The organism is Serratia sp. CY47280, assembly GCF_052168655.1.
In the GTDB taxonomy this organism is placed as follows: domain Bacteria; phylum Pseudomonadota; class Gammaproteobacteria; order Enterobacterales; family Enterobacteriaceae; genus Serratia; species Serratia bockelmannii.
The window spans coordinates 81,324-104,874 of sequence record NZ_JBJNMG010000005.1 but is presented as its reverse complement, the minus strand read 5'-3'; the positions used below and the strand labels follow the sequence as shown (position 1 = coordinate 104,874).

27 protein-coding genes and 1 riboswitch are annotated in these 23,551 nt (G+C 61.5%); of the genes, 7 read left to right on the top strand and 20 right to left on the bottom strand.

The genetic code is table 11. The annotated features are described in order from the left end of the window. Window positions 1-2: 2 nt before the first annotated feature. Both mdtN and ACJ8J4_RS18940 read right to left on the bottom strand, forming a co-directional pair. Window positions 3-1,040: a multidrug transporter subunit MdtN gene (gene mdtN, locus ACJ8J4_RS18945; RefSeq protein WP_025303885.1), complete on the bottom strand. Its 1,038-nt coding sequence runs from the start codon at window positions 1,038-1,040 to the stop codon at window positions 3-5. A gap of 10 nt (window positions 1,041-1,050) precedes the next feature. Then, a complete protein-coding gene (locus ACJ8J4_RS18940; protein WP_025303884.1) occupies window positions 1,051-1,314 on the bottom strand; it encodes a YtcA family lipoprotein in 264 nt (87 codons plus the stop codon). A gap of 217 nt (window positions 1,315-1,531) precedes the next feature. On the opposite strand from ACJ8J4_RS18940, the gene ACJ8J4_RS18935 reads away from it, so the two are divergent. From ACJ8J4_RS18935 to ACJ8J4_RS18920, 4 genes are all read left to right on the top strand, one after another. Next, window positions 1,532-2,146 carry a TetR/AcrR family transcriptional regulator gene (locus tag ACJ8J4_RS18935; RefSeq protein ID WP_025303883.1) on the top strand — a complete coding sequence of 205 codons (615 nt, stop codon included), beginning with the start codon at window positions 1,532-1,534 and terminating at the stop codon, window positions 2,144-2,146. A 91-nt stretch (window positions 2,147-2,237) separates the two neighbouring features. Then, window positions 2,238-2,334, top strand: a riboswitch (TPP riboswitch). Between the two features lie 35 nt (window positions 2,335-2,369). Beyond that, complete coding sequence (thiM, locus tag ACJ8J4_RS18930; protein WP_197759291.1) at window positions 2,370-3,161, top strand: hydroxyethylthiazole kinase; 792 nt, start codon at window positions 2,370-2,372, stop codon at window positions 3,159-3,161. Next, on the top strand, window positions 3,161-3,961 hold the full coding sequence (gene thiD, locus ACJ8J4_RS18925; RefSeq protein ID WP_033648851.1) for a bifunctional hydroxymethylpyrimidine kinase/phosphomethylpyrimidine kinase: 801 nt from the start codon (window positions 3,161-3,163) through the stop codon (window positions 3,959-3,961). The genes thiM and thiD overlap by 1 nt, the downstream gene beginning before the upstream one ends. An 84-nt stretch (window positions 3,962-4,045) precedes the next feature. Then, window positions 4,046-4,504, top strand: coding sequence for an inhibitor of vertebrate lysozyme family protein (locus tag ACJ8J4_RS18920; RefSeq protein ID WP_025303880.1), 459 nt, complete (start codon window positions 4,046-4,048; stop codon window positions 4,502-4,504). A 39-nt stretch (window positions 4,505-4,543) separates the two neighbouring features. On the opposite strand, the gene gutQ is transcribed toward ACJ8J4_RS18920, so the two are convergent. The 16 genes from gutQ to yegS all read right to left on the bottom strand — a co-directional run bounded on the left by gutQ (window position 4,544) and on the right by yegS (window position 20,215). Further along, window positions 4,544-5,515, bottom strand: a complete 972-nt coding sequence (gene gutQ / locus ACJ8J4_RS18915) for an arabinose-5-phosphate isomerase GutQ (protein ID WP_016926691.1) — start codon at window positions 5,513-5,515, stop codon at window positions 4,544-4,546. After that, a complete protein-coding gene (gene srlR, locus ACJ8J4_RS18910) occupies window positions 5,508-6,281 on the bottom strand; it encodes a glucitol operon DNA-binding transcriptional repressor SrlR (protein ID WP_033635559.1) in 774 nt (257 codons plus the stop codon). Before srlR ends, gutQ begins: the two co-directional genes overlap by 8 nt. An 83-nt stretch (window positions 6,282-6,364) precedes the next feature. Continuing rightward, window positions 6,365-6,721: a transcriptional regulator GutM gene (gutM, locus tag ACJ8J4_RS18905; RefSeq protein WP_043138008.1), complete on the bottom strand. Its 357-nt coding sequence runs from the start codon at window positions 6,719-6,721 to the stop codon at window positions 6,365-6,367. A 46-nt stretch (window positions 6,722-6,767) separates the two neighbouring features. Then, window positions 6,768-7,547, bottom strand: coding sequence for a sorbitol-6-phosphate dehydrogenase (gene srlD, locus ACJ8J4_RS18900; RefSeq protein WP_049204864.1), 780 nt, complete (start codon window positions 7,545-7,547; stop codon window positions 6,768-6,770). Between the two features lie 10 nt (window positions 7,548-7,557). Further along, window positions 7,558-7,920 (bottom strand): PTS glucitol/sorbitol transporter subunit IIA, encoded by a 363-nt coding sequence (srlB, locus tag ACJ8J4_RS18895; RefSeq protein WP_004941520.1) that lies wholly within the window; start codon window positions 7,918-7,920, stop codon window positions 7,558-7,560. A gap of 22 nt (window positions 7,921-7,942) precedes the next feature. Continuing rightward, on the bottom strand, window positions 7,943-8,923 hold the full coding sequence (srlE, locus tag ACJ8J4_RS18890) for a PTS glucitol/sorbitol transporter subunit IIB (RefSeq protein WP_025303875.1): 981 nt from the start codon (window positions 8,921-8,923) through the stop codon (window positions 7,943-7,945). A gap of 15 nt (window positions 8,924-8,938) precedes the next feature. Then, window positions 8,939-9,487 carry a PTS glucitol/sorbitol transporter subunit IIC gene (srlA, locus tag ACJ8J4_RS18885; RefSeq protein ID WP_004941528.1) on the bottom strand — a complete coding sequence of 183 codons (549 nt, stop codon included), beginning with the start codon at window positions 9,485-9,487 and terminating at the stop codon, window positions 8,939-8,941. Between the two features lie 260 nt (window positions 9,488-9,747). Next, on the bottom strand, window positions 9,748-10,275 hold the full coding sequence (locus ACJ8J4_RS18880) for a hypothetical protein (protein ID WP_025303874.1): 528 nt from the start codon (window positions 10,273-10,275) through the stop codon (window positions 9,748-9,750). A gap of 337 nt (window positions 10,276-10,612) precedes the next feature. Further along, a complete protein-coding gene (gene fbaB / locus ACJ8J4_RS18875) occupies window positions 10,613-11,662 on the bottom strand; it encodes a class I fructose-bisphosphate aldolase (protein ID WP_025303873.1) in 1,050 nt (349 codons plus the stop codon). Window positions 11,663-11,868: 206 nt separating this feature from the next. Beyond that, window positions 11,869-12,555, bottom strand: a complete 687-nt coding sequence (locus ACJ8J4_RS18870) for a GntR family transcriptional regulator (protein ID WP_025303872.1) — start codon at window positions 12,553-12,555, stop codon at window positions 11,869-11,871. A gap of 98 nt (window positions 12,556-12,653) precedes the next feature. Then, window positions 12,654-13,985: an MFS transporter gene (locus ACJ8J4_RS18865; RefSeq protein ID WP_049204863.1), complete on the bottom strand. Its 1,332-nt coding sequence runs from the start codon at window positions 13,983-13,985 to the stop codon at window positions 12,654-12,656. After that, window positions 13,966-15,471: a mannitol dehydrogenase family protein gene (locus tag ACJ8J4_RS18860; RefSeq protein ID WP_264383683.1), complete on the bottom strand. Its 1,506-nt coding sequence runs from the start codon at window positions 15,469-15,471 to the stop codon at window positions 13,966-13,968. Before ACJ8J4_RS18860 ends, ACJ8J4_RS18865 begins: the two co-directional genes overlap by 20 nt. Window positions 15,472-15,523: 52 nt before the next feature. Next, on the bottom strand, window positions 15,524-16,813 hold the full coding sequence (locus ACJ8J4_RS18855; protein ID WP_025303869.1) for an MFS transporter: 1,290 nt from the start codon (window positions 16,811-16,813) through the stop codon (window positions 15,524-15,526). A 91-nt stretch (window positions 16,814-16,904) separates the two neighbouring features. Next, window positions 16,905-17,921 (bottom strand): Zn-dependent oxidoreductase, encoded by a 1,017-nt coding sequence (locus tag ACJ8J4_RS18850; protein ID WP_161800876.1) that lies wholly within the window; start codon window positions 17,919-17,921, stop codon window positions 16,905-16,907. Between the two features lie 5 nt (window positions 17,922-17,926). After that, complete coding sequence (gene manD / locus ACJ8J4_RS18845) at window positions 17,927-19,141, bottom strand: D-mannonate dehydratase ManD (RefSeq protein WP_025303867.1); 1,215 nt, start codon at window positions 19,139-19,141, stop codon at window positions 17,927-17,929. 168 nt (window positions 19,142-19,309) lie between these two features. Continuing rightward, window positions 19,310-20,215 (bottom strand): lipid kinase YegS, encoded by a 906-nt coding sequence (gene yegS, locus ACJ8J4_RS18840; protein ID WP_043137977.1) that lies wholly within the window; start codon window positions 20,213-20,215, stop codon window positions 19,310-19,312. Between the two features lie 29 nt (window positions 20,216-20,244). Here yegS and ACJ8J4_RS18835 point away from each other — a divergent pair, with 29 nt between their 5' ends. Then, window positions 20,245-20,466 carry a hypothetical protein gene (locus ACJ8J4_RS18835; protein WP_141998673.1) on the top strand — a complete coding sequence of 74 codons (222 nt, stop codon included), beginning with the start codon at window positions 20,245-20,247 and terminating at the stop codon, window positions 20,464-20,466. 216 nt (window positions 20,467-20,682) lie between these two features. Here ACJ8J4_RS18835 and trhP read toward each other — a convergent pair whose 3' ends face one another. After that, complete coding sequence (gene trhP / locus ACJ8J4_RS18830; RefSeq protein WP_025303865.1) at window positions 20,683-22,035, bottom strand: prephenate-dependent tRNA uridine(34) hydroxylase TrhP; 1,353 nt, start codon at window positions 22,033-22,035, stop codon at window positions 20,683-20,685. A 178-nt stretch (window positions 22,036-22,213) separates the two neighbouring features. Beyond that, window positions 22,214-22,552: a YegP family protein gene (locus tag ACJ8J4_RS18825; RefSeq protein ID WP_016926703.1), complete on the bottom strand. Its 339-nt coding sequence runs from the start codon at window positions 22,550-22,552 to the stop codon at window positions 22,214-22,216. Window positions 22,553-22,889: 337 nt separating this feature from the next. Here ACJ8J4_RS18825 and ACJ8J4_RS18820 point away from each other — a divergent pair, with 337 nt between their 5' ends. After that, a complete protein-coding gene (locus tag ACJ8J4_RS18820; RefSeq protein WP_262237513.1) occupies window positions 22,890-23,153 on the top strand; it encodes an antitoxin in 264 nt (87 codons plus the stop codon). A 3-nt stretch (window positions 23,154-23,156) separates the two neighbouring features. Then, window positions 23,157-23,546, top strand: coding sequence for a type II toxin-antitoxin system VapC family toxin (locus ACJ8J4_RS18815; RefSeq protein WP_264383682.1), 390 nt, complete (start codon window positions 23,157-23,159; stop codon window positions 23,544-23,546). The last annotated feature ends 5 nt before the right edge of the window (window positions 23,547-23,551 follow it).

The following is a 23,551-nucleotide window of genomic DNA, read 5'->3' as shown; positions in this document are numbered from 1 at the left end:
TTTTATTCTTCATGGCGCAGGTTCAGCTTGGCCACCGCCGAAGCGCCCACGCGGAACAGCGCCGGGTTGGGGGCCTCGACCGCGATCTTGACCGGGAAGCGCTGCGACACGTGCACCCAGTTGATGTTGCGCGACACGTTGGGTAGCCCGCCCAGCACGGTGCCGCCGTCGTCGGGCTGCACGCCGTAGCTGATCGATTCCACCTTGCCGCTGAAGGTCTGGCCGGCGTCGCTCATTAAATACAGCGTGGCCGGCACGCCGGGATGCACGCCTTTCAGGTCGGTTTCGCGGAAGTTGGCGACCACGTACCAGTGGCGGGTGTCGATCAGCGTGAACACCGGTTTGGCGCTGGAGGCATATTGGCCGACGGTGGTTTTCAGGGAGGCGATGCGGCCGTCGAACGGCGCCCTCACCTCGGTGAACTCCAGGTTCAGTTTGGCGATGGCGATGTCGGCCTGCACTTCGGCGCGCTGTGCGACCAGGGCTTCGACGCCGCTGACGGCGGCTTCCGCCTGTTTCGCCTGCAGCAATGCGGCCTGCAATTCCGCCTGCGCCGAGCGCTGGGAGGTGCGGGCGGTTTCCACTTCTTCCGCCGAAACGTAGTTCTTGCCGAGCAGCTTTTGCCGGCGGTTAAGGGTGTCGGTCGCCTGCGCCACCAGCGCCTGTGAGCGTTTGACGATGGCGTTCATCGATTCGGCGTTGTACTGCTGTGCGTTGACCGAACGCTGCGTCAGCTTGATCTGTTCATTCAGCGTGATCAGGCGCGCTTCGCTGGCCGCCAGCGCGTCCTGGTAAGGGCGCGGATCGATGCGGAACAGCAGATCGCCTTGCCGCACTTCCTGGTTGTCGTGGATCGGCATCTCGACGATGCGACCGTTCACCTCCGGCACCACGTCGATGGTGTCGGCATAGGCGTAGGCATCGTCGGTACTGGGGGCGTTTTCCACCCGCCAGACGACGACGGCGGCCACGATGAATGTCAACGCCAGGATGGTAAGCACCAGCAGTCTGCGCCGGTTTGGGGTGTGTGGTTGGGTCATGGCGTCAGTCTCAGTGGGGGAAAACCAGTAACCAGATCAGCATGGCGATCAGCGCGGTCAGCGCCGGATACGTCAGCAGCTGCGGCGCCAGCCAGGCGCGTTTTTCCGGGGTGCGCAGCAGCAGGTGGATCGCCACCATACCCGCCACGCCGCCGCACAGGCAAAACAGCCAGTCGGGGAACGAAGCGCCGAACACCACTATCGACGGTGCCGGCGAGCACCCGGTGAGCAACAGCGCGGTCAGGCAGGTGATAAGCAGTTTTTTGTCGGGCATAGGGCATTCTCTGACGATTGGCTTGGGCGACGGGCCGAATGAAATGACTCTTTTTCAGTGAGTGAGGTCACTGTTTGTCTTCCCCACGCTTGCGTCAGGGTAAACTAGAATAAATACTCTACTCTAAACTAGAGGAGTTAATCTAGTTTTTTGTGTCGCCCTGCCTTCGTAGCGGCAAATGGGTATAATGCGTTGATGACAGCGGGCAGAAACGAATATGCAAATCGACGAAAACATCACCGGGCGAGAGCCACAGCAGGAAAGAGGGCGGCAACGCGTACAAACCATTCTGGATTCAGCGGCGGCGATCGTGGCGCAGGACGGCCTGGCGGCGCTCAGCATGCAGCGGCTCGCCAAGCACGCCAAAACCTCCATCGGTTCGATGTATCACTTTTTTCCCGATCGCCACGCGGTGATCAAGGCGCTGGCAGATCGGCATACCGAGTCGATTGAGGCGCTGGTGCGCGACATGGCGTTGGCCAGTGACGATGAGTGGCGGCGCCTCTCCGCTGAAGCGGTGATCCAGCGGCTGTTTTCACCCTATGCGCAGTACCTGCGTGAGCATGCCGACTACCTGCCGGTGATGCGGGAAATGAACCTGCCGGATGAAAAGTCCAGCTTCCTGACGCTGATCGCCAGCGTGTTGCAGCTGCGCCGCCCCGAGACCGCCGAAGCGGAGATCCTGCAGCAAACCCGGCTGTTGCAAAGCCTGGTGGCCGGTACGCTGCACCATATCTTCAAGACGGCGCCGCAGAGCGTGGCGTTCACGCTGGCGGAGCTGCCCGGCGTGCTGAGCCTGTATCTGGCGGGAAAAGAGGGAAACATCGCTTAGGCGCGAGTCAATTTATTCGCTTGTTTGTCCGCGCCGCCGCTGGCATGATCCCCTGCAGGGATTAACGCAACGTTGATCACAACCTATTGATTTTCATGACTCGGGGTGCCCTTCTACGTGAAGGCTGAGAAATACCCGTATTACCTGATCTGGATAATGCCAGCGTAGGGAAGTCACGGCCGCCCAGCCGGCGCCGCCTTCTTGAACGCCGGTTGGGAGGAATATGATCGCTCGACCTGATGCACTACCCGGCGCGCGCGCCGCGGCCTGTCTGACCCAATTCCAACAGCGCCCTCCGCTGATCCACTGCCTGACTAACGAAGTGGTGCAATCGCTGACCGCCAACGTGTTGCTGGCGCTCGGCGCTTCCCCGGCGATGGTGGTGGAGCCGCAAGAGGCGGCGCAGTTCAGCGCGCTGGCCGACGGCCTGCTGATCAACGTCGGCACCCTCAACGCGCTGCGTGCCGAATCGATGCGGGCGGCGGTGGCCGCCGCCAATCGGGCCGGCAAGCCCTGGACGCTGGATCCGGTGGCGGTCGGTGCGCTCTCCTACCGCACCGCCTTCGCCAAACAGCTGCTGGACGAGAAACCGGCGGCGATACGCGGCAACGCTTCGGAAATCATGGCGCTCAGTGGGTTGCTGGCCAGCGGCCGCGGCGTGGACAGCGGCGACGATTCCTTGGCAGCATTGCCCGCCGCGCGTGAGCTGGCGCGGCGCAGCGGCGCGGTGGTGGCGGTCACCGGCGCGGTGGATTACGTCACCGACGGCCAGCGCGATTGGGCGATCGAAGGCGGTTCCCCGCTGATGACGCGGGTGGTGGGCACCGGCTGCGCGCTGTCGGCGGTGGCGGCGGCGTTTTGCGCCCTGCCGGGCGATCGCCTGGACAACGTGGCGTCCGCCTGCCGGGTGATGTCCCACTGCGGCGGCCTCGCGGCCAGGCAGGCCGCCGGGCCGGGCAGCTTTACGCCGGCGTTCCTCGACGCGCTGTATCAACTGCGCGGGGAGGATCTGTGATGAAACGCATTAACGCGCTGACCATCGCCGGCACCGATCCCAGCGGCGGCGCCGGCATTCAGGCCGATTTGAAGGCCTTCTCGGCGCTTGGCGCCTACGGCACCTCGGTGATCACCGCGCTGGTGGCGCAAAATACCCGCGGCGTGCAGTCGGTGTATTACATCGATCCGGCGTTCGTCGCCGCGCAGCTGGACTCGGTGTTCAGCGACGTGCGCATCGACAGCGTCAAGATCGGCATGCTGGCCAACGCCGACATCGTGCAGGCGGTGGCCGAACGCCTGCGCCATTATCGGCCGGAGTTCGTGGTGCTGGATACCGTGATGCTGGCGAAAAGCGGCGATCCGCTGCTGGCGCCGGAGGCGGTAGCGTCTATTCGGCGCGAGCTGTTGCCGCTGGTGTCGATCATTACGCCGAACCTGCCAGAAGCGGCGGCGCTGCTGGCGTGCGCGCCGGCGGAAGATGAAGCGCAGATGCGTGAGCAGGGGCGGGCGCTGCTGGCGATGGGCTGCCGGGCGGTGCTGATGAAGGGCGGCCACCTGAGCGAAAGTGAGAGCCCGGACTGGCTGTTTACCGCAGAAGGCGAGCAGCGCTTTACCGCGCCGCGCGTCGCCACCCGCCACACCCACGGCACCGGTTGCACGCTCTCGGCCGCGCTGGCGGCGCTGCGCCCGCGCCATGCCGACTGGGCGGCCACGGTGGCCGCCGCCAAGGACTACCTGCAACAAGCGCTGCAACAGGCGGACACCCTGGAAGTGGGGCACGGCATCGGGCCGGTGCATCATTTTCACGCCTGGTGGTGAGTCAACTTTTTGCCGCAACCGTGGTCTGACTAGTTCAGGCCCGGTTTGACGGGCGAAACCTGATTTAACCTAGGGAGAAGGACTATGACGGGACACCAGGCGCTGCGTTGCGCCCTCTTCGGCGCACTGCTCAGCTTCAGCGCGGGCAGCTTTGCCCAGCAGATCGTCACCACGTCGGATTTGATTCAGCAGCCGGGGTATCAGGCCAGCTGGCAAAACATGGTGAAAGGCCAGGCGCGGATGCCGGGCTGGGCGCGCAAGGGCGTCGGCACCTCTACGCCGGCGCAGAATCTGAACTGGAAGGGCAAAGAGTATCTGGTCGGCAACCTGTGCAAACCGCACGACTGCGGCAACAACTTTTTGATCGTGGCGTTCAGCGCGGACAAATCCCAGGCCTGGGGCGTGCGGGTGGAAGTGGAAGATCGGCCGGAAGCCGTCGATCATCCGAAGAAGTATGCCAAGTACCAGTGGCTCGGCAAGCCGGATGACGACATGAAGGCGCTGCTGAAGCAGCAGTTCGAGAACAATCCCGACTGGAAATGATCTGACCGGGGGCGCCGGTGATGGCGCCCCCGGCGTTGATCAGCCGATGCCGGCCTGATGCAGATCGTGCAGGTTGAGCGCCCCCACCAGCACGCCGTCCATATCGACCACCGGGGCCGCGCTGATGTGCTGTTCGTGCAGCGCTTCCAGCGCCTCGCCGGCGCGCCACTGCTCTGGCAGCCGATAGCCGGGGCGGGTGATCGCCGGGCTGAGCGGATCCTGCAGGCTGTTGCCCTTCACCAGCCAGCGGCGCAGGTCGCCGTCGGTAAATACGCCCACCACCCGCTGCTGCGCGTCGCAGACCGCCACCAACCCGAGCCCGGTGCGGCTCAGTTCCAGCATCGCTTCCATCACGTTGGCGCTTTCGCTCACGCGCGGCAGGCGATCGCCGGTGCGCATCAGGTGATGCACGCGGTTCAGCAGGCGCGCGCCCAGACTGCCGCCTGGGTGCGAGCGGGCGAAGTCTTCCGCGTTGAAACCGCGCTGGCGCATCAGCGCCATCGCCAGGGCATCGCCCATCATCAGGGTGTTGACCGCGCTGGAGGTGGGCGCCAGCCCCATTGGGCAGGCTTCTCGCTCGACGCCGATATCCAACACGCAGGCCGCGGCCTGCGCCAGCGGCGACTCTTTGCCGCCGGTAACGGCGATCACCGGAATACCGTTCTCCGCCAGCAGCGGCAGGATCAGGTCCAGCTCTTTGGCGCGGCCGGAGTAGGAGATGAACACCACCACGTCGTCGGCGCCGATCATGCCGAGATCGCCGTGCAGCGCCTCCGCCGGGTGCACGAAGAACGACGGCGTGCCGGTGCTGGCCAGCGACGCGGCGATCTTCTTGCCGATATGGCCGGACTTGCCGATGCCGGAAATCACCGCTTTGCCACGGCAGTTCAGCAGCAGTTCGCAGGCGCAGACGAAGTTGTCGTCCAGGCGCGCCAGCAGGCGCTGCGCTTCGGTCAGCTCGATCTCCAGCGTTTCGCGGGCGAAGGCGAGCAGGGCGTTGGCGTTACTCATCGGGGTCTCCTACCAGAAGGATATTGATGCCTTTCGCCTGCAGGGCGGCGAGGTAATCGGGGTTGATGTCTCGGTCGGTGATCAGCGTGTCGACGGCGCTGAGTTCGCACACCACGTTCGGGCTCTTACGGCCGAATTTCGAGGAGTCGACCAACAGAATAATGCGGCCGGCGGCTTCGCACATCGCTTTGCTGACGTTGTGCACTTCGTTGAAGGTGGTGACGCCGGCGTTGAGATCGACGCCGTCCGCGCCGATAAACAGCTTGTCGAAGCTGAACTGCTGGAACGCCGATTCGGCCAGGCTGCCGTGGAACGAGGCCGATTTTTTGCGGTAGGTGCCGCCTGGCATCAGGATGGTCTGATCGTTGTCCAGCTCCACCAGCGCGTTGACGATGGTCAGGCTATTGGTCATCACCGTGATGTTATTGAACTGCGCCAGGTGCGGTACCATCTGCAGCACCGTGCTGCCGGCGTCGAAGATCAGCGAGTCCCCGTCGGCGATCAGCGCCACAGCGGCGCTGGCGATGTGGCGCTTTTTCTCGGTATTGATATGGGTTTTGCGGTCGATCGGCTGATCGCCGTCGTCGCGGCTGAGCACCACGCCGCCGTAGGTGCGGATCACCTCGCCTTCTTCTTCCAGCAGGGTGAGATCCTTGCGGATGGTGGTGCCGGTGGTGGAGAAATGCTCGGCCAGGGCGTCCACTGCCGTTTTGCCATGCCGCTGCAGATATTCAAGGATAGCGGCCTGCCGCTGCTTTGGTTTCATCGCGATTCCCGTTCACAAGAGTGGGGCATTTCCCCTCGCTGAATAATTCACTATGAAAGGTAATGCCTTTTAATGTGAAAATATCACGATTTGGGTTCAATCGCTAACGATAGTGCAGACTGGCATGCGCGATCCTCGGGGAAGATCACATCCGGGCGCAAATCCCGCTGATGCAAACCGTGTAATCGAGGCAGCGGGCGGGGCTGGGCGAAAACGGTCAGGCCGCGTAGCAACAGGCTGCCGCACACCCGCCGATCGGCATCGAAGGCCAGCGCCAGCACCACCCGCGGGCGGAAACGGCCGCCGGAACGGCCGACGCCGACGGCGCCCAGTTGGCACAGGCCGTCGAAGGCGCGGTTGAAGCGCTGCAGTTGCCACCAGCCGAAGGCGATTTGCAGCAGCCAGGCCAGCAGTGCAAAGGCGATCAGAGCTTGTGTCATGGGGTTCTCCTTAGGCCCCCTTCCGCGGAATGGGGCCTCGATGACGTCAGAACATCACCTGGCCGCCGGTGATGTTGATCGACTGGCCGGTGCAGTAAGAGGCCTTCTCGCTGGCGTAGAACAGCAGGGTGTTCAGCACGTCCTGATAGTCGCAACCGCGTTTCAGCGGCACCTTGTCGATGTAGTACTGCTCCACTTGCTCCGGTGCGATGCCCAGTTTTTGCGCGTATTGCGGCAGCAGCGACTGGAACATCGGCGACTTCAGCAGGTTGCCGAGCATCAGCGAATGCACGGTGATGCCGTACTCCGCCAGATCGAGCGCCAGCGACTGCGTCAGCCCCACGCCGCCGAACTTGGCGGCGCTGTAGCCGGAGTTGTGCTTGCTGCCGACCTTGCCGGACTTGGAGTTGATCTGAATGATGCGCCCGGCGATGCCGTCGCGGATCATCAGGCGCGAGAACTCGCGGGCGCAGAGGAAATAGCCCACCAGGTTCACCTGCAGCGAGCGGTCGAAGTCGCCCAGCGGGAAATCGGTGATCGGCGCCGCCTTGGCGATGCCGGCGCTGTACACCAGCAGGTTGGCCTGGCCGAATGCCCGGTCAACCGCCGCCGCCAGCGCGATCACGCTCTGTTCGTCGGTGGCGTCGGCCTGAAAACCGCAGGCGCTGCCTGCGCCAAACGCTTCGTTGATCTGCTGTGCCACCCGATTGGCATTGTCGGCGTTCAGATCGGCCACCGCCACCCGATAACCGGCCTGCGCCAGCCCGTGGGACAAAAAGGCACCTAACGTTTGGCCGCCGCCAATCACTACAGCTACTTCAGACATGGTCTACTCCTTATGCGATAAATGACAGCGTGCTGCCCAACGGGATATCGGTCGGCGTCGGGCCGGATACGTGGATCGAGCCGGGGAATTCGGCTTCGGCTTCGCCGTCGAAGCGCACGGTGATGTGGCCCAGCTCGCGCAGATTCTGCGTGGCGACGCTGCCGACGGCGGTGATGGCGTAGCGCTGCTGCGCCAGTTCCATCACGCCGCCGACCTGCAGCTCACCGGCGGTCGCGCCGTGGCGGTGGATGAAGCAGAACTCTTCGATATCCGCCGGCGCGCCTTCACGGAAGGTGATCAGCATGTTGTCCAGCAACGCGTCGCGGGCGCAGCCGCCGATCTGTGTGATGGTGGTATGAAAAATGGTGTGCATAAATGTCTCCCTGTGAATCAAATTATTGATAAATGAAGGCCGAGGCGGCCCAGGCGATCAACACCGTCGGCGCGCCGGTCAGGAAGCGGCCGACCAGCACCGAGGGCACGCCGACTCGCACGGTGTCCTGCTTGGCTTCCGCCAGCGACAGGCCGACCGGAATGAAGTCGCAGGCGGCCTGCGCGTTGATGGCGAACAGTGCGGGCAGCGCCAGCTGCGGCGGAATATGGCCGAGGCCGATCTGCACCCCGACCAGCACGCCGATCACCTGGGCGATGACCGCGCCGGGGCCGAGGAACGGCGACAGCAGCGGGAATGAGCAGATCAGCGCCAGCGTTACCAGGCCGATCGGGCTATTGGCCAGCGGCGTCAGGCCGTGAGCGATAAAGTCCCCGAGGCCGGAGGCCATGATGATGCCGATCAAGGCCGAGACGAACGCCATAAACGGCAGGATGGTCTTCAGCACGGTGTCGATGGTGTCGCGCCCGGCCTGGAAGAACACCGCCACCACCGATCCCATGCCCATGCCGACCTTCGCCAACAGCCCGTCGCTTTGCTCGGTGATTTTCTTGCTGGTGTCGTAGTCGCGCGCCTTGGGCGGCGCTGCAACGGCGGCGGCGGGTTGGCTATCTGCCGCTTCGATTCGGCTGATGTTGTGGTCACGCACGCCGGAGACATAGATGTCTTCGAGGATAAACTGCGCCAGCGGGCCGGACTGGCCGGTGGCGTGGATGTTGACTGTCGGAATGCGGCGTTTCGGGTACAGGCCGCAGCGCAGGGTGCCGCCGCAGTCTATCACCGCCACGCCGATCTCTTCCGCCGGCGGCTCGCCCTCTTTGAAGCCGTCGACGGCCGGCCAGCCGGTCAATTCGCTGAGGCGATCGACGATGGAAGGTCGGGTGCCGGCGGTGATGTACACCACTTTTTTACCGGGTTCGATCGGCAATTCCAGGGGGCCGCCCCAGCCGCTGGCGCCTTTTTCAATACGGATATAAGCACTCATGCTGCACTCCACGAATTAAAGTTGCACCTGGCGATCCAGACGGATGCCCATCTTGCGTTCAAACAGGCTGGTGGTCAGATCGGTGACCCAGCCGCGGAAGAAGTTGGTGAACAGCCCCACCAGGAAATAGCTCACCGCCAGCGGGCCGAGCGGCAGACCGAGGGTGGTCAGGCCGCTGGCGATGCCGAGATAAACGAACAGTTCGCCGGGGTTGATGTGCGGAAACAGGCCGTTCATCGAGTGGCAGCTGTAGGAGGCCGCCGCGTAGTAGCTCGGCTTGTATTTCTCCGGCATGAAGCGCCCCAGGCTGAGGGTCATCGGGTTGCAGAAGACAAAGGTGCCAATTAGCGGCAGCAGCAGATAACGCGAAACGGGGTTGCCCGCGCAGCGCTGCGCCAATCGTTCGATACGTTCCTGGCCAACAAATTTGATCAGCGCGTTCATGATAACCAACAGGCTGATCAACAAAGGTAAAATGCCGGTCACCATGCCGACAAACACTTCACCGCCTTTCTGAAACAGGCCGATAAACCACTCGGCGCCGTGGGTGATTAGCTCAATCATTATGTTCTCCTGTAATGGACTGATATGGCCTGGAGCGAACGGCGGCTCTGTCGCCATGGGCCTTACAGTAGTCACTTTGGTGGGCTATTTGTTTTAAATAGATCACAATTTGAAAGATAAATATTTTATTTTGAAAGTTTAAGGTGAAAGAAAGAGAAGGTTGACGGCGTCGGGTTTAGGGGAACGGGCACAAAAAAGCCCGGCGAACCGGGCTTTGGGTAGGGTGATATACGGAAATCGCCGTTGTTAGCTTGTTTCTGTTACTGTTCGAGAATCTTTTGTATTGTCTGTACGGAAGCACCGTTTCTTTCGGCCGTTTGGGCCAGCTCTTGCTTTTGTTTGTCTTTTTCAGCGATTGCCATATCTTTGGCGGCGGCTATCGCGGCCAGGAAAATTTCTTTTTCCGTAGCGGTGAGCGGGCCTTGTAGTCTGGCTTCGCAGACGCGATACAACGTATCACGGATAAAATTTACCGTGGTGGTGCGCCGAGCCAGATCGACTACGGCGGTGCTGAACCCTGCATCACCACTGACTTTTTGAATTTGTTCCGTGCTCATTTCAGCTTTCAGCGCGGCAATAACGGACTGCGCGACATCAGGTGGGGGAGCCACGCAGTACTTGATATTTGAGTCTGCGGGAATATAAATGGCGCTGCTTCTTGTTGAGTCATAGTCAAACCAATACGTTTCTCCCGGTTTCAACTCATGCTTAGAGGCCGGAGATTTAAATAGCGCGCAAGACGATAGCGAAAGGATGAGCAGGGAGATGATGACAATATTGACTTTCATGATAGCACCACCATAAAAGTGTGGATTAATTAGCGTGAAATTTAGTCAAAAGTCCATAAATAACAATGAACTATAATAATTATTAATGCGCTAACTTTTTGTGTTTTTGGAAAAGGTGGGAAATTTAAAATTTGATAAGGTTAACTTTCAATCTTTAATGATTTATGTCGTTCTCTTTCGCATATTTAGAATAAAAAAAGCCCAAGGATAGTAAATAAAAACTAATTCTTATTTTTGCTTATAAAATACATTCGGTTGCATTATTTCCTTGTCAAGACCTCCCTCGATGCACAAAAAAGCCCGGCGAGCCGGGCTTTGGGACAGGCGGTCTGTCACATCAGGCGATGGTGACCTTCTTGTCCAGGTAGGCGTCTTGCACGGCGTTGATCAGCGCCACGCCGTCTTTCATCGATTTCTTGAAGGCTTTACGCCCCAGGATCAGGCCCATGCCGCCGGCGCGTTTGTTGATCACCGCGGTGCGCACCGATTCCTGCAGGTCGTTCTCACCGGCGGCGCCACCGGAGTTGATCAGCCCGGCGCGGCCCATGTAGCAGTTGGCCAGCTGGTAGCGCACCAGATCGATAGGGTGATCGGTGGTGAGTTTGTTGTAGACGCGATCGTCGGTATAGCCGAATTTCACCGCGCGGTAGCCGCCGTTGTTTTCCGCCATTTTCTGTTTGACGATGTCGGCGCCGATGGTGGCGGCGATGTGGTTAGCCTGGCCGGTCAGATCGGCGCTGGAGTGGTAGTCCACGCCGTCCTTGGTGAACGCCGGGTTACGCAGATAGGCCCACAACACGGTGACCATGCCCAGCTCATGCGCGCGCTCGAAGGCGATCGAGATCTCTTCGATCTGGCGGCGCGACTGCTCGGAGCCGAAGTAAATGGTGGCGCCGACCGCCACCGCGCCCATGTTGAACGCCTGCTCGACGCTGGCGTACAGGGTCTGGTCGTACTGGGTCGGGTAGCTCAGCGTTTCGTTGTGGTTGAGTTTGACCAGGAACGGGATCTTGTGCGCGTAGCGGCGCGATACCGACGCCAGCACGCCGTAGGTGGAGGCGACGCAGTTACAGCCGGCTTCAATCGCCAGCTCGACGATGTTCTTCGGATCGAAATACAGCGGGTTGGCGGCGAACGAGGCGGCGGCGGAGTGCTCTATGCCCTGATCGACCGGCAGGATAGACAGGTAGCCGGTGCCGGCCAGGCGGCCGTGGTTGAACAGGGTTTGCATCGAACGTAGCACGCTGTTGGGGCGGTTGTTATCGATCATTACGCGGTCGACGAAGTCGTCGCCCGGCAGGTAGAGATTCTCGGCGGGGATAGTGGTACAGCGGTGTTGCAGCAGATCTTCCGCTTCCTTTCCTAGCAACTGCACAATATCAGTCATGATTCACTCCCGATTAAGCTTCTTCATACACCGGCAATGCAAGGGTTTTTGACCACCGGCGCAGTAAAAAAGCGGTGATTGAAGCTGTAAAGCGATGCTACCGAACTTGATCCGGCAAGGACAAACAATAGATGCGATTGAGAGGAAATGCCATTGGCGTGGCCAAATACGCGGGGGCGATCGCCCCCGGCGCGCTAAGCGATTGATTATTCGATCTCGAACCACTCGGTGTTCTGCAGGGCGATCGGGGTGATGGAGTAGATCATCTCCTGCAGGTGATCGTGGATGGCGCGCTCCGCCGCCTCGGCATCGCGCGCTTTCAGCGCCTCGTAGATGCGGTAGTGCTGCTTGATCAGGCTCTCCGGCGGCGAGACTTCGCTTAGGCTGAGGAAACGCACTCGATCCATAGTGGCCTTGATGGTTTCGATGGTCTCCCACGCCAGCGGGCAGTCGGCAAACTGGGTCAGCAGTTGGTGGAATTCGTCGTCCAGCGCCAAAAACTCGCGCGTTTGCCCGTTCTGCGCGGCCAGCGCCTGGCGGTGCAGATTATGCTCCAGCGTCATCAGCTGCGCCGGGGTGGCGCGCTCGGCCGCGCGGCGCACGATGGCGCATTCCACCGCCTGACGGATAAAGCGCCCGTCGGCCACGCGCTTGGCGGAAATCTTCATCACGAAGGTGCCGCGCTGCGGCAGGATCTGCACCAGGCCGGCCTCCGCCAGCTTGATGAAGGCTTCGCGCACCGGCTGGCGCGAAACGCAAAAGCGGGTAGAAATCTCTTTCTCGGACAGCAGGGTGCCGGGGGGAATGGTGCAGTCGACGATATCCTTGCGCAGGAAGCGATAGATCTGTTGGTTGACCGGGACGTTGTTGGTGAGACTGTACGTTTCAGACATGGCGACAATCAGGCATCTGGCTGGAATTCGAATGCCACCATACTAGCAGATTATTGGTTAAGGGCGGGGGGATAAATCCACCCGCCGAGCAGGGTAACTCAGTGATGCCAATCCTGATATTCCTGCTTGCGCCGCGCTGGCGCAGTTTCCGGCATCAGGCTCAGGCCGATGGCCGACACCACGCCCAGCACCATCATGTACCCCGCCAGCCCGTAGTAGTGGCCGCCGGTCACCTGCAGGATCTTCACCGCCAACAGCCCGAGAATGCCGCTGCCGATCAGCGAGCCGATCTGCCAGATCAGCGCGATGCCGCTGCAGCGCACGCGGGTGGGGAACAGCTCCGGGAAGTAAGAGGCCTGCGGCGCGTAGCACATGCTGTGGCCGAAGGTCAGCACCACGATCATGGCGATCTGCGTCACCCAGAAGCTATCGAGGTTGATCGCCATAAAGAACGGCACGATGCACACCACCTGCAGCAGCGCGCCGGCGATGTAAACCGGTTTGCGCCCCAGCCGATCGGAGAGGCGGCCCATCAGCGGAATGGCGAAAATCTCCAGCAGCACCGCCACGATCATCGCCTCCAGCAGAATGGTCTCGTTGAGGTGGTTGGCTTTGCCGTAGGCCAGTACGATCACCGTGAACATGGCGAAGGCGCAGGCTTCGATCAGCTTGGCACATACCCCTTTGCCGATAAGGCCGGGATAGCGGCGGGCCACTTCCACCACCGGCCGGCTCTCCACCGCTTTGGTGGCGCGGATCTGGGTAAACACCGGCGATTCGTCGATCCTCAGGCGAATAAACAGCCCGACCAGCACCAGCAGCAGGCTGAGCAGGAACGGAATGCGCCAGCCCCAGTCCAGCATCTGCGCCGGCGACAGCACGGCGGTCAGCAGCGCGAACAGCCCGGACGGCAGCAGGAAACCGGCGGGCGCGCCGATCTGCACCCAACTGGCGTAGAAGCCACGCCGGGGCGGCGGCGCATATTCGGCGGTCATCAGCACCGCGCCTGCCTGTTCGCCGCCGACGCCGAAGCCCTGCAGCACGCGGATAAAGATCAGCGCGAGCGGCGCCCAGATGCCGATCTGCTCATAGGTGGGCAGCAGGCCGATGCAGAAGGTGCCGAGGCCGACGATCAGGATGGTGATCACCAGCGCCTTCTTGCGGCCGACCTTGTCGCCGATATGGCCGAACACGATGCCGCCCAGCGGGCGCGCCAGGAAACCGACCGCGTAGGTGGCGAAGGCCGCCAGCGTGCTGATCAGCGGATCGGCGCTGGGGAAAAACAGCTGGCCGAAGAACAGCACCGCGGCGGTGCCGTAAGCGAAGAAATCATAATATTCGGCGGCGGTGCCGATGGCCGAAGCGCTGGCGACGCGCCGCAGCAGCGGTTGATTGCCGGTATTGACGGCGTTATGCGTGGTGACGGTCATCGGAAACCTCCCGGTCGGTAAGCGGCAGAGCGGCGACGGCGGCTTTGGCCCCCTGGCTCAGCAGTTGATGATAAGCGTGGCTGACGGCGCGGACGAAGTCAGGCGAATCGGGCAGATCGTGGCCGAAGACGCTGTCGAGCTGCAGCAGCGCCAGGACGCGGGGCCGGCCTTCCTCGCTGCCGGCGACCAACGCGGCGAGGCGCTCGCGCAGCGGGTCGCTGATGGCGATCGGCTCGCCTTGTTCATCGCGGCCGCCGACGTAGCGCATCCAGCCGGCGACGCCCAGCGCCAGGCAGTCGAAGCGGCTGCCGCGCGCCAGATGCCAGCGGATCGCGTCCAGCAGCCGCTGCGGCAGCTTCTGCGTGCCGTCCATGGCGATCTGCGCGGTGCGGTGTTTCAGCGCGCGGTTGCGGTAACGCTGCAGCAGCGAGTCGGCATACTGCGCCAAATCGACGTTCGGCACCTGCAGGGTCGGCGCCTGTTCCGCCAGCATCAGGTGACGGGCGGCGCGGACAAAATCCGCATCCTGCATACAGTCGCCGACGTGCTGATAACCGGCCAGGTAGCCGAGGTAGGCGAGGAAGGAATGGCTGCCGTTCAGCATGCGCAGCTTCATCTCCTCGTACGGCAGCACGTCGCTCACCAGTTCGGCGCCGGCCTTTTCCCAGGCCGGGCGCCCCTGAGGAAATCGGTCCTCAATGACCCACTGGCTGAACGGCTCGCAGGCCACGCCGACGTCATCCTCGACGCCGCCCAGCCAGGTGCGCAACTGCCGGCGGGCCTCCGGCGTTACCGCCGGCACGATGCGATCCACCATGGTGGAAGGGAAGGCGACCTCTTGACGCACCCAGTCGGCCAACGCCGGATCCTGCCGCTGCGCCAGTTCGACCAGCACCTGGCGCGTGACCCGGCCGTTAGCCGGCATGTTATCGCAGGACATCACGGCGAACGGCAGCAGCCCGAGTTCACGGCGCAGGCGCAGCGCCGCCAGCAGCAGCCCCGGCGCCGACTGCGGCTGTGCCGGGTGAGCGATATCGTGCGCGATCGCCGGGTGTTCCTCCATCAGCCGACCGCTGGCGGGGTGGTAGCAATAGCCCTTTTCGCTGATGGTCAGCGAGACGATGGCGATCTCAGGCTGTGTCAGGGCCGCCAGCACCGCCGCCAGCCCGTCGGTTTGCAAGTGCAGCGCCTGGCGAACCACGCCGATGACCCGGCCCCGCCAGCCGTCGTCGTCCATCTCCGCCACCGAGAACAGCAGGTCCTGTTGCCGTAGGTCGGCGATCTTTTGCTGGCCGTGCTGCATGCTGATTTCGCAGTAGCCCCAGTCACTGCCGTACTCGCTGGCCAGCCTGTCGGCGTACATCGCCTGGTGCGCGCGGTGAAACGCGCCGAAGCCTATATGCGCCATGCGCGGTTTCACGCGCTCACGTGCGTAGCCGGGCCGGATAACGGCGGCCGGCAGCGCGCTGTGGTCGGAAAGTCTCATGTTCAATGTCCCTGGAGAGGTAAGCAAAGGGGCGAAGCCGCCCCGTCTGGCGTTAGGGTTTTAAGATTTGCACGCCCGCCGTTGCGCGCGGCGCCTTGATCACCAGTAGCACCAGCAGCGCGCCCAGCGCGGCGACGCCGCCCGCCAGCATAAAGGCGCTGTCGAATTTGCCGGTGTTCTGCACGATGTAGCCGGTGACGATCGGCCCGATGATGCCGGAGACGCTGCCGATCAAATGAATGAACCCGCTGGCGCCGCCGACCCGGGATTTATGCACCACGTCCTGGATAATCGCCCAGTAGAGAGCGCCGGTAATGTAGAGGAAGAAGATCGACACCGACATCAGCATCACCGCCGGCACCACGCTGCTGACGGTGCCCGCCAACGCCACGCACACCGCCGCCGCCAGCAGGCTGGTGACCAGCACGATCTTGCGCGACAGCAGCAATTTGCCGGTGATGTTGAAGATCTTGTCGGAAATATAGCCCCCGAGCGCCAGCCCGACGAAGCCGACGATCCACGGGATCATCGTGGTCAGGCTCATCTCTTTGATGTTCAGGTTGTGCGCCTGCACCAGATACGAGGGGAACCAGCTCAGGAAGAAGAACAGGATGTAGTTGTAGCAGAAGAAGGCGAAGGCGGTGACCAGAATGATCGGCTGCTTCAGGTAGTAACCCAGCCCGTGAGCGGCGTCGCTCAGCGCGCTTTCCTCGCCGAGATTTTCCTGTTTCAACTGTGCGATCAGCGCCCGTTCTTCGTTGCTGACGCGTTGGCTTTTCGCCGGGTTATCCGCCACCACGAAGAACCACACCAGCATCCAGACGATGCCGATGGCGCAGATGATCATAAACGCCGGCCGCCAGCCGAACGCCAGCGCCAGATAGCCGACGATCGGCCCGGCCACCGCGCCGCCCAACGGTGAACCGGCGCTGAGCAGGCCCATAGCGGTCGCCGCCTGTTTCTTCGGGAACCAGCCGTTGATCATCTTGTTGGCCGAGGCGCAGATCGGCCCTTCGGCCATGCCGAACAGGACGCGCAGGATCAGCATTGAGTAAAAGCCGGTGGCGATCGCCGTCATGCCGCAGAAGATGGACCACAGGCCGACCGCCACGCCCAGCACCAGCGTCGGGCCGAAGCGGTCGACCGCCAGCCCGCCGACGAAGTTGAAGATGGCGTAGCCGAAGAAGAAGCTGCCGAAGATCAGGCCGAACTGTTCGGCGTTCAGCATCAGATCCTGTTCGATCATCGGCACGGTGATCGACAGCGCCACGCGATCGAGGTAGTTGATCATGTAGACCATGAACAGCAGGAACACGATGGTCCAACGCAGGTTTTTAAACATAAAGCACTCCACTGGGTGTCGTTTTAATCGTGATGCTTCGTTGTTTGCACGGGCGGCGGGTGCCGCCCCATGCCCCGATGCTGCCGTGACGTTACTCGAACTGCAGCAGTACCTTGCAGCAGGTGCGCTGATCCCGCTCGAACATCTGCATTGCCCGTTCGACGTCGCCGGCGGGCACGCAGTGGGTGAGTAGCCGCTGCGGGTCTAGCTTGCCGTCCGCCATCCAGGCGATCACCTGTGGGAAGCGCGCGCTGTTCAGGCGCGAGGAGAAGATCGACAGCTCCTTGCTGGTGATGCTCTGCTGGGTCAGGGTGCAGGCATCGCCGGAAAAGCCCATGATGCCGATGCGTGCCGCCGGCGAAGCCAGCGCGATCGCCTCCGGCAAAATGGCGGGGTGGCAGGCGGCATCGACGATCAGCGTCGGCTGAATGCCGCGCTGCTGCAGCGCCTGCGGCAATGCGGCCTCGGCGTTGTTGAATACTTCGTCGGCACCGTTGGCGCGTGCCATGTCCAGCCGTTCGGCGATGCGATCGACGACCCACACCTGCTTGACGCCGTACACGCCTTTCAGCGTCTGGATCACCGTGAGCCCCATCGGCCCGGCGCCGTAGATCAGCGCGATGTCGTCGGGGCGTGGTTGCAGATGGGCGGTAATGTTGGCGGCGATAGTGAAGGGTTCGATCATCGCGGCGTGGCGATCGCTGATGGCGGCCGGAACCGGATAGGCGTTGCGTGCCGGCACGCAGGCGTAGTCGCTGAAGCCGCCGTCGCGGTGCACGCCGATCACCTGCAGCGAGGTGCAGACGTTGGGGCGGCCGACCGAACAGGGATAGCAGTGGCCGCAGCTCACCACCGGGTCTACCGAGACGCGTTCGCCGAGGCGCGCCGGATCGACGCCTTCGCCCAGCGCATCGATCAGGCCGAAGAACTCGTGGCCGATCACCCGCGGGTAGCGGGCGAACGGGTTATGGCCGTGATAGATATGGACGTCGGAGCCGCAGATGCCGGCGAATTTCACCTTGACCCGCACCTCGCCGGCCGCCGGCTGTGGCAGCGCGCGCGTCTGCAGCGCCAGGCGCCCGGGCTGTTCGATCACGACGCTGCGCATGGTGTTTACCAGTTCCATAAGGTGCCATCCTCCAGACGCGCGACCGGCAGGTAGGCCGGTTCATAGGGGTAACGGGCCGCCAGCTTCTCATCGAACTCGATGCCGATGCCCGGCTTGTCGCCCGGATGCATATAGCCGTCGTCGAACGTCCAGCTGTGCGGGAACACCTCGAGCATTTGCTCGGAATAGCCCATGTATTCCTGCACGCCGAAGTTTGGCACCCACAGATCGAAGTGCAGCGCCGCCGCCATGCAGATCGGCGACAGATCGGAAGGGCCGTGAGAACCGGTGCGCACCTGATACAGCGAGGCGAAGTCGGCGATGCGCCGCATGCCGGTAATGCCGCCCGCGTGCGTCAGGGTGGTGCGGATGTAGTCGATCAGCTGTTCTTCGATCAGCTGTTTGCAGTCCCAGATGCTGTTGAACACCTCGCCGACGGCGATCGGCGTGACGGTATGCTGGCGGATCAGGCGGAAACAGGCCTGATTTTCCGCCGGCGTCGGATCCTCCATCCAGAACAGGCGATACGGCTCGGCGCTTTTACCAAAGCGCGCCGCTTCAATTGGCGTCAGGCGGTGGTGCATGTCGTGCAGCAGGTGCTCGTTGAAGCCGAACCTGTTGCGCACCGCGTCGAACAGTTTGGGGGTGAAATCGAGGTATTTTTCCGTCGACCACAGCTGCTCTTCCGGCCAGTCACCCTTGGTGGCCGGCTCATAGGCCTGGCCTTTGCCCTTGGCCATGCCGTAGGTGGTTTTCATGCCGGGCACGCCGCATTGCACGCGGATCGCCTTGAAGCCTTGTTCTTTATGTTTGGCGTAGTCGTCGAGCACCTCGTCGATCGAGTGGCCGGTGGTATGGCAATACACCATCACTCCCGAACGTGAGGCGCCGCCCAACAGCTGATACAGCGGCATGTTGGCGGCCTTGGCCTTGATGTCCCACAGCGCCATGTCGACGGCGGAAATGGCGGACATGGTCACCGGGCCGCGCCGCCAGTAAGCGCCTTTGTAGAAGAATTGCCAGAGGTCTTCGATCCGCTGCGCGTCGCGGCCGATCAACTGCGGGCAGAGGTGATCTTTCAGGTAAGAGGCCACCGGCAATTCGCGCCCGTTCAGCGTGGCGTCACCGAGGCCGATGATGCCGTCATCGGTGGTGATTTTCAGCGTGACAAAGTTGCGCCCCGGGCAGGTGACGAACACCTCGGCGTTGACGATTTTCATAACCTTCACATCCTGTAGCTGCGGAGAGATAGCGCGAAAATACGTCATGAACTAACTACCATACAAGTATGAATTGATGAATTTGCCGGAGAGGATCACATTTGATCGCGAGTGGAAGCGGATGAACGGAGGGGAAGAAGTGGGGCGCAGCGGCTGCGCCCGACAAGGTCAGCCCAGCAGGGCGCAGTTAGGCGGCAGGCGGCATTCGATGGCCTGCGGCAACACTTCGATGCGGAAATGGCGGCCTTTGAGCGGTTCGCCGTCGAGGTTGAAGGTCATCTCATGCGGCGCGTCGATCTCGAGCCACGGCAGCGCCGCGCTGAGGATGCTGTTGCTCTCTTCGTCGTTGAACAGGGCGGCGACCAGCGCCGGCAGCAGTTCATCGGCGATCAGCAGGCGCAGCTGCAGCAGGCCGTCGTTGATCAGCGCGCTGGGGCACAGTTCCTGGCCGCCGCCGGCCTGCTTGCCGTTGCCGATGCCGATCACCAATGCTTCGCCGGCCCAGCGGAAGTCCGGCCCGCGGATTTCACAGCGATCGGCCTGCAGCGTATCCATGCGCAGCAAGCCGTGCACGAAGTAGGACACGCCGCCCAAGGCTGCCTTCAGCTTCTCCGGTGTCTCGGTGGTGATGCGGGTGCCGAAGCCGCCGGTGGCCATGTTGATGAAGTAGCGCTCGCCGTTGACCTTCGCCAGATCGATCGGTACCGAGCGGCCCTTGATCGCCAGCTGCAGCGCCAGTTCGGGGGATGGGGGGATATTGCACGCCATGGCGAAGTCGTTGGCGGTGCCGAGCGGCAGAATGCCCAGCGCCGGCCGGTTATGCGCCGGCAGCTGCACCAGCGCGGCGGCCACTTCGTTGATGGTGCCGTCACCGCCGCCGGCGACGACGGTGCCGACGCCGAGTTGTGCAGCTTCCGCGACGTAGCGCGCGGCGTCGCCGTGCTCCCAGGTCACGCGCACGTACAGCGTGATTTGCTCTTCGCGCAGCCGTGTGACCGCCTGACGCAGTTCTTCGTTGCCGGCGCCCTTGCCGTTGAGAATAAGCAGGGCGGCTGCATGTGAGTGTTGAGGCATTACCGATCTCCTCCGGCGGAAAACCAAGAATGCCTCAAGATAAACCAGCCTACGCCGCCAAGCCATCAGAATATTCAGCTAATTCCGGTTATTTCCTATTGTGCCGTGAATATGAAGACGATGCGAATTTATCTGAATTTAACCTGACAATAAGCGGAATTTTAATGGCGGCAGGATTAATCGCTATAGCGTTATTTATATATCGATGTGGCGTTATTATTTTTATTAAAATGGATAACGGGAAAACGTAATGAAAAATAGGCGCACCGGCGGCAATGGCGGACCCATAAAGAAAAAGCCAGCCCAAGGGAGATTGGGCCGGCTAAGGAGGTGGTTCCTAGTATTGCTATGCAAATATTTTCGTTGTTCGTTTTAAGCAGCGTGATAGTAACCAAGCTGCGGGCACATTGATGTGATCCAATTCTAATATTTGCTAAAAATCGCCGCCGAATGGCGACGATTGATTGTTAGGCTCCGGCGCTATTTTCTTCCGCCAAATTGCGGATCAGCAATGCATAATTGAGATCAATATCCTGCGGGATCGGCAAATAAACGATATGGCCGTTGCCCGGCGCGACCTCAATCGGCTCGCCTTTCTTATTTTGCATGCTTTCGAGGGTGAACAGCACGTTGCCGCCTGGCGTCATCATCTCGACGCTGTCGCCGAGTGAGAATTTATTCTTCACGTCGACTTCCGCCCAGCCTTCGCGGCGCACGCCGGTGAACTCGCCGACGAACTGCTGGCGCTCGGAGAGCGAAGAGCCGTATTCGTAATTCTGCTGCGCTTCGTGCACGTGGCGGCGCAGGAAGCCTTCGGTATAGCCGCGGTGCGCCAGGCCTTCCAGCGTGGTGAGCAGGGTCGGATCGAACGGTTTGCCGGCAACGGCGTCGTCGATGGCGCGGCGGTAGACCTGGGCGGTGCGGGCGCAGTAGTAGAAGGACTTGGTGCGCCCTTCGATCTTCAGCGAATGCACGCCGAGCTGCGTCAGACGCTCCACGTGCTGGATGGCGCGCAGATCCTTGGAGTTCATGATATAGGTGCCGTGTTCGTCTTCGAAGGCGCTCATATATTCACCTGGCTTTTGCGCTTCAGACAGCATGAACACCTTGTCGGTCGGCGCGCCGATGCCCAGCGTCGGCTCGACGGTCTGCACCGGGATCGGTTCGTGCAGGTGCACGATATTGCCGGTGTCGTCCTCTTTGCCTTCCTCCGCTTTGTACTGCCAGCGGCAGGCATTGGTGCAGGTACCCTGATTGGGATCGCGTTTGTTGATGTAGCCGGACAGCAGGCAGCGGCCGGAGTAGGCCATGCACAGCGCGCCGTGGACGAAGATCTCCAGCTCCATGTCCGGCACTTCGGCGCGGATCTCGGCAATCTCTTCCAGCGACAGTTCGCGCGACAGGATCACGCGGGTCAGGCCCATTTGCTTCCAGAACTTCACCGTCGCCCAGTTAACGGCATTGGCCTGCACCGACAGGTGGATGTCCATCTGCGGGAAGGCTTCGCGCACCATCATGATAAGGCCAGGATCGGACATGATCAGCGCATCCGGGCCCATATCGATAACCGGCTTCAGATCGCGCAAGAAGGTTTTCAGCTTGGCGTTGTGCGGGGCGATGTTCACCACCACGTAGAATTTTTTGCCCAGCGCATGCGCTTCGTTGATACCCTGCGCCAGATTCTCGTGGTTGAACTCGTTGTTGCGTACCCGCAGGCTGTAGCGCGGCTGGCCGGCGTAAACCGCATCGGCGCCGTAGGCAAAGGCGTAACGCATGTTTTTCAGCGTTCCGGCCGGGGAGAGAAGTTCCGGTGTAAACATAGTGTGTCTCGGTCTGATTTCAGGTCAGCACCACGCCACCTGATGGCGCAGTAAAAGCGGGGGATTGTAGCCGCAGCGCGGCAAGAAATCAGCAGTTAACCGGATTTATTCAAGGGAGATTGATCCCGGTCAAACGGAAAACGCGCGGTGGCGGCCACCGCGCGGGCGAAACGGGGGATCAGGCGCTCAAATCGCGGATATCGGTGGTCGGGCCGTTTTTCGTCACCGACTGGATACCGTTTTTGGCCGCGCTTTCGGAGCTGTACATTTCGCTGACGCCGATCACCTGATGGTTCTTGGCCTTCAGCACAAAATAGGGCTGATTGCTGGCGCTGTGCTTCAGTTCGTACTGCGCTTCGTGCGGTGAATTGGTCTGCACCGAGGCGATGCCGTTCTCCGCCGAGGCTTTGCTGGCATACATCTCGCTGGCCAGAATAATTTCGCCGTTACTGGCTTTCAGGTTGAAGTGGTACTGTCCGTTCTTTGCTTTTTTCAGCTCGTAATGACCGATTGCCATGGTTCTTCTCCTGTAGGTTCCGATTCGTGATGTAAGTGTAGCCAATCGCTTGAAAATCGGCGGCTAAACCTCACTGCAGCTTAGTCGAAAAAATGCGCAGTTTTTTTGCGCCGGCGCGGAGTTTTCATTCGGTGAGCCCGGCGCCGCACGGGAAGCTAAGGAAAGGCGCGGTGATTGCGCAGTGCGCCGCATAATGACAATTACGTGGTTTCATCGAGCAGCATTGCGCGTTACCGTTTGCCCGCTACGTAAAGGTGAGTGAAAAGTGAGCGATAGATCTTGGCATCGACGCGCTGCAGGCATATGCTTTGGCCTATGCCTGCTGTGGAGTGTCGAGATGGAAAGAATCGCCAAGCTGTTTAAAAACGGTAGAAATCAGGCGGTGAGGTTACCGGTGGAATTTGAATTTGATATGGATCGTGTGTATATCCGTCGCGATCGGGAGGGAAACGTGATTTTATCCAAATATCCAGCAAAGCCGGACAGCTGGGCACCGCTGCTGAGCATTATCGCCCAAACGCCGGTGCCGCAAGAGTTTCTTGGCGCGGAAGATCGTCAGCAAGGGGTTGCAGACCGCGATCCATTCTCAGAGGAAGAGTAGGCGATGTACATGTTTGATACCAACACCGTCAGCCACTTGTTTCGGCAGCATCCGCAGGTGCTTAACGTCATGCAAAAGCTCCCGCCTTCTGCCGTATGTATTTCCAGCGTCACGGAGGCGGAACTGCTTTACGGTGTGGCCAAACGGCGGAACAAGGCGTTGCAAAGCATGGTCGAGGCCTTTCTTGCTGCGGTGACGGTCTATGCATGGGATCGCGAGGCCGCCCGCTGCTACGGTGAAATGCGGGCAAACATGGTGAGAAAGGGCAAAATCATGGGCGCGATGGATCAACTGATCGCCGCTCACGCGCAGAGCCGTGGCGCGACGCTGGTGACCAACGATCGCGCATTCGCCATGGTGCCCGGGTTGGCGGTTGAAGACTGGACGCGCTGATTTCC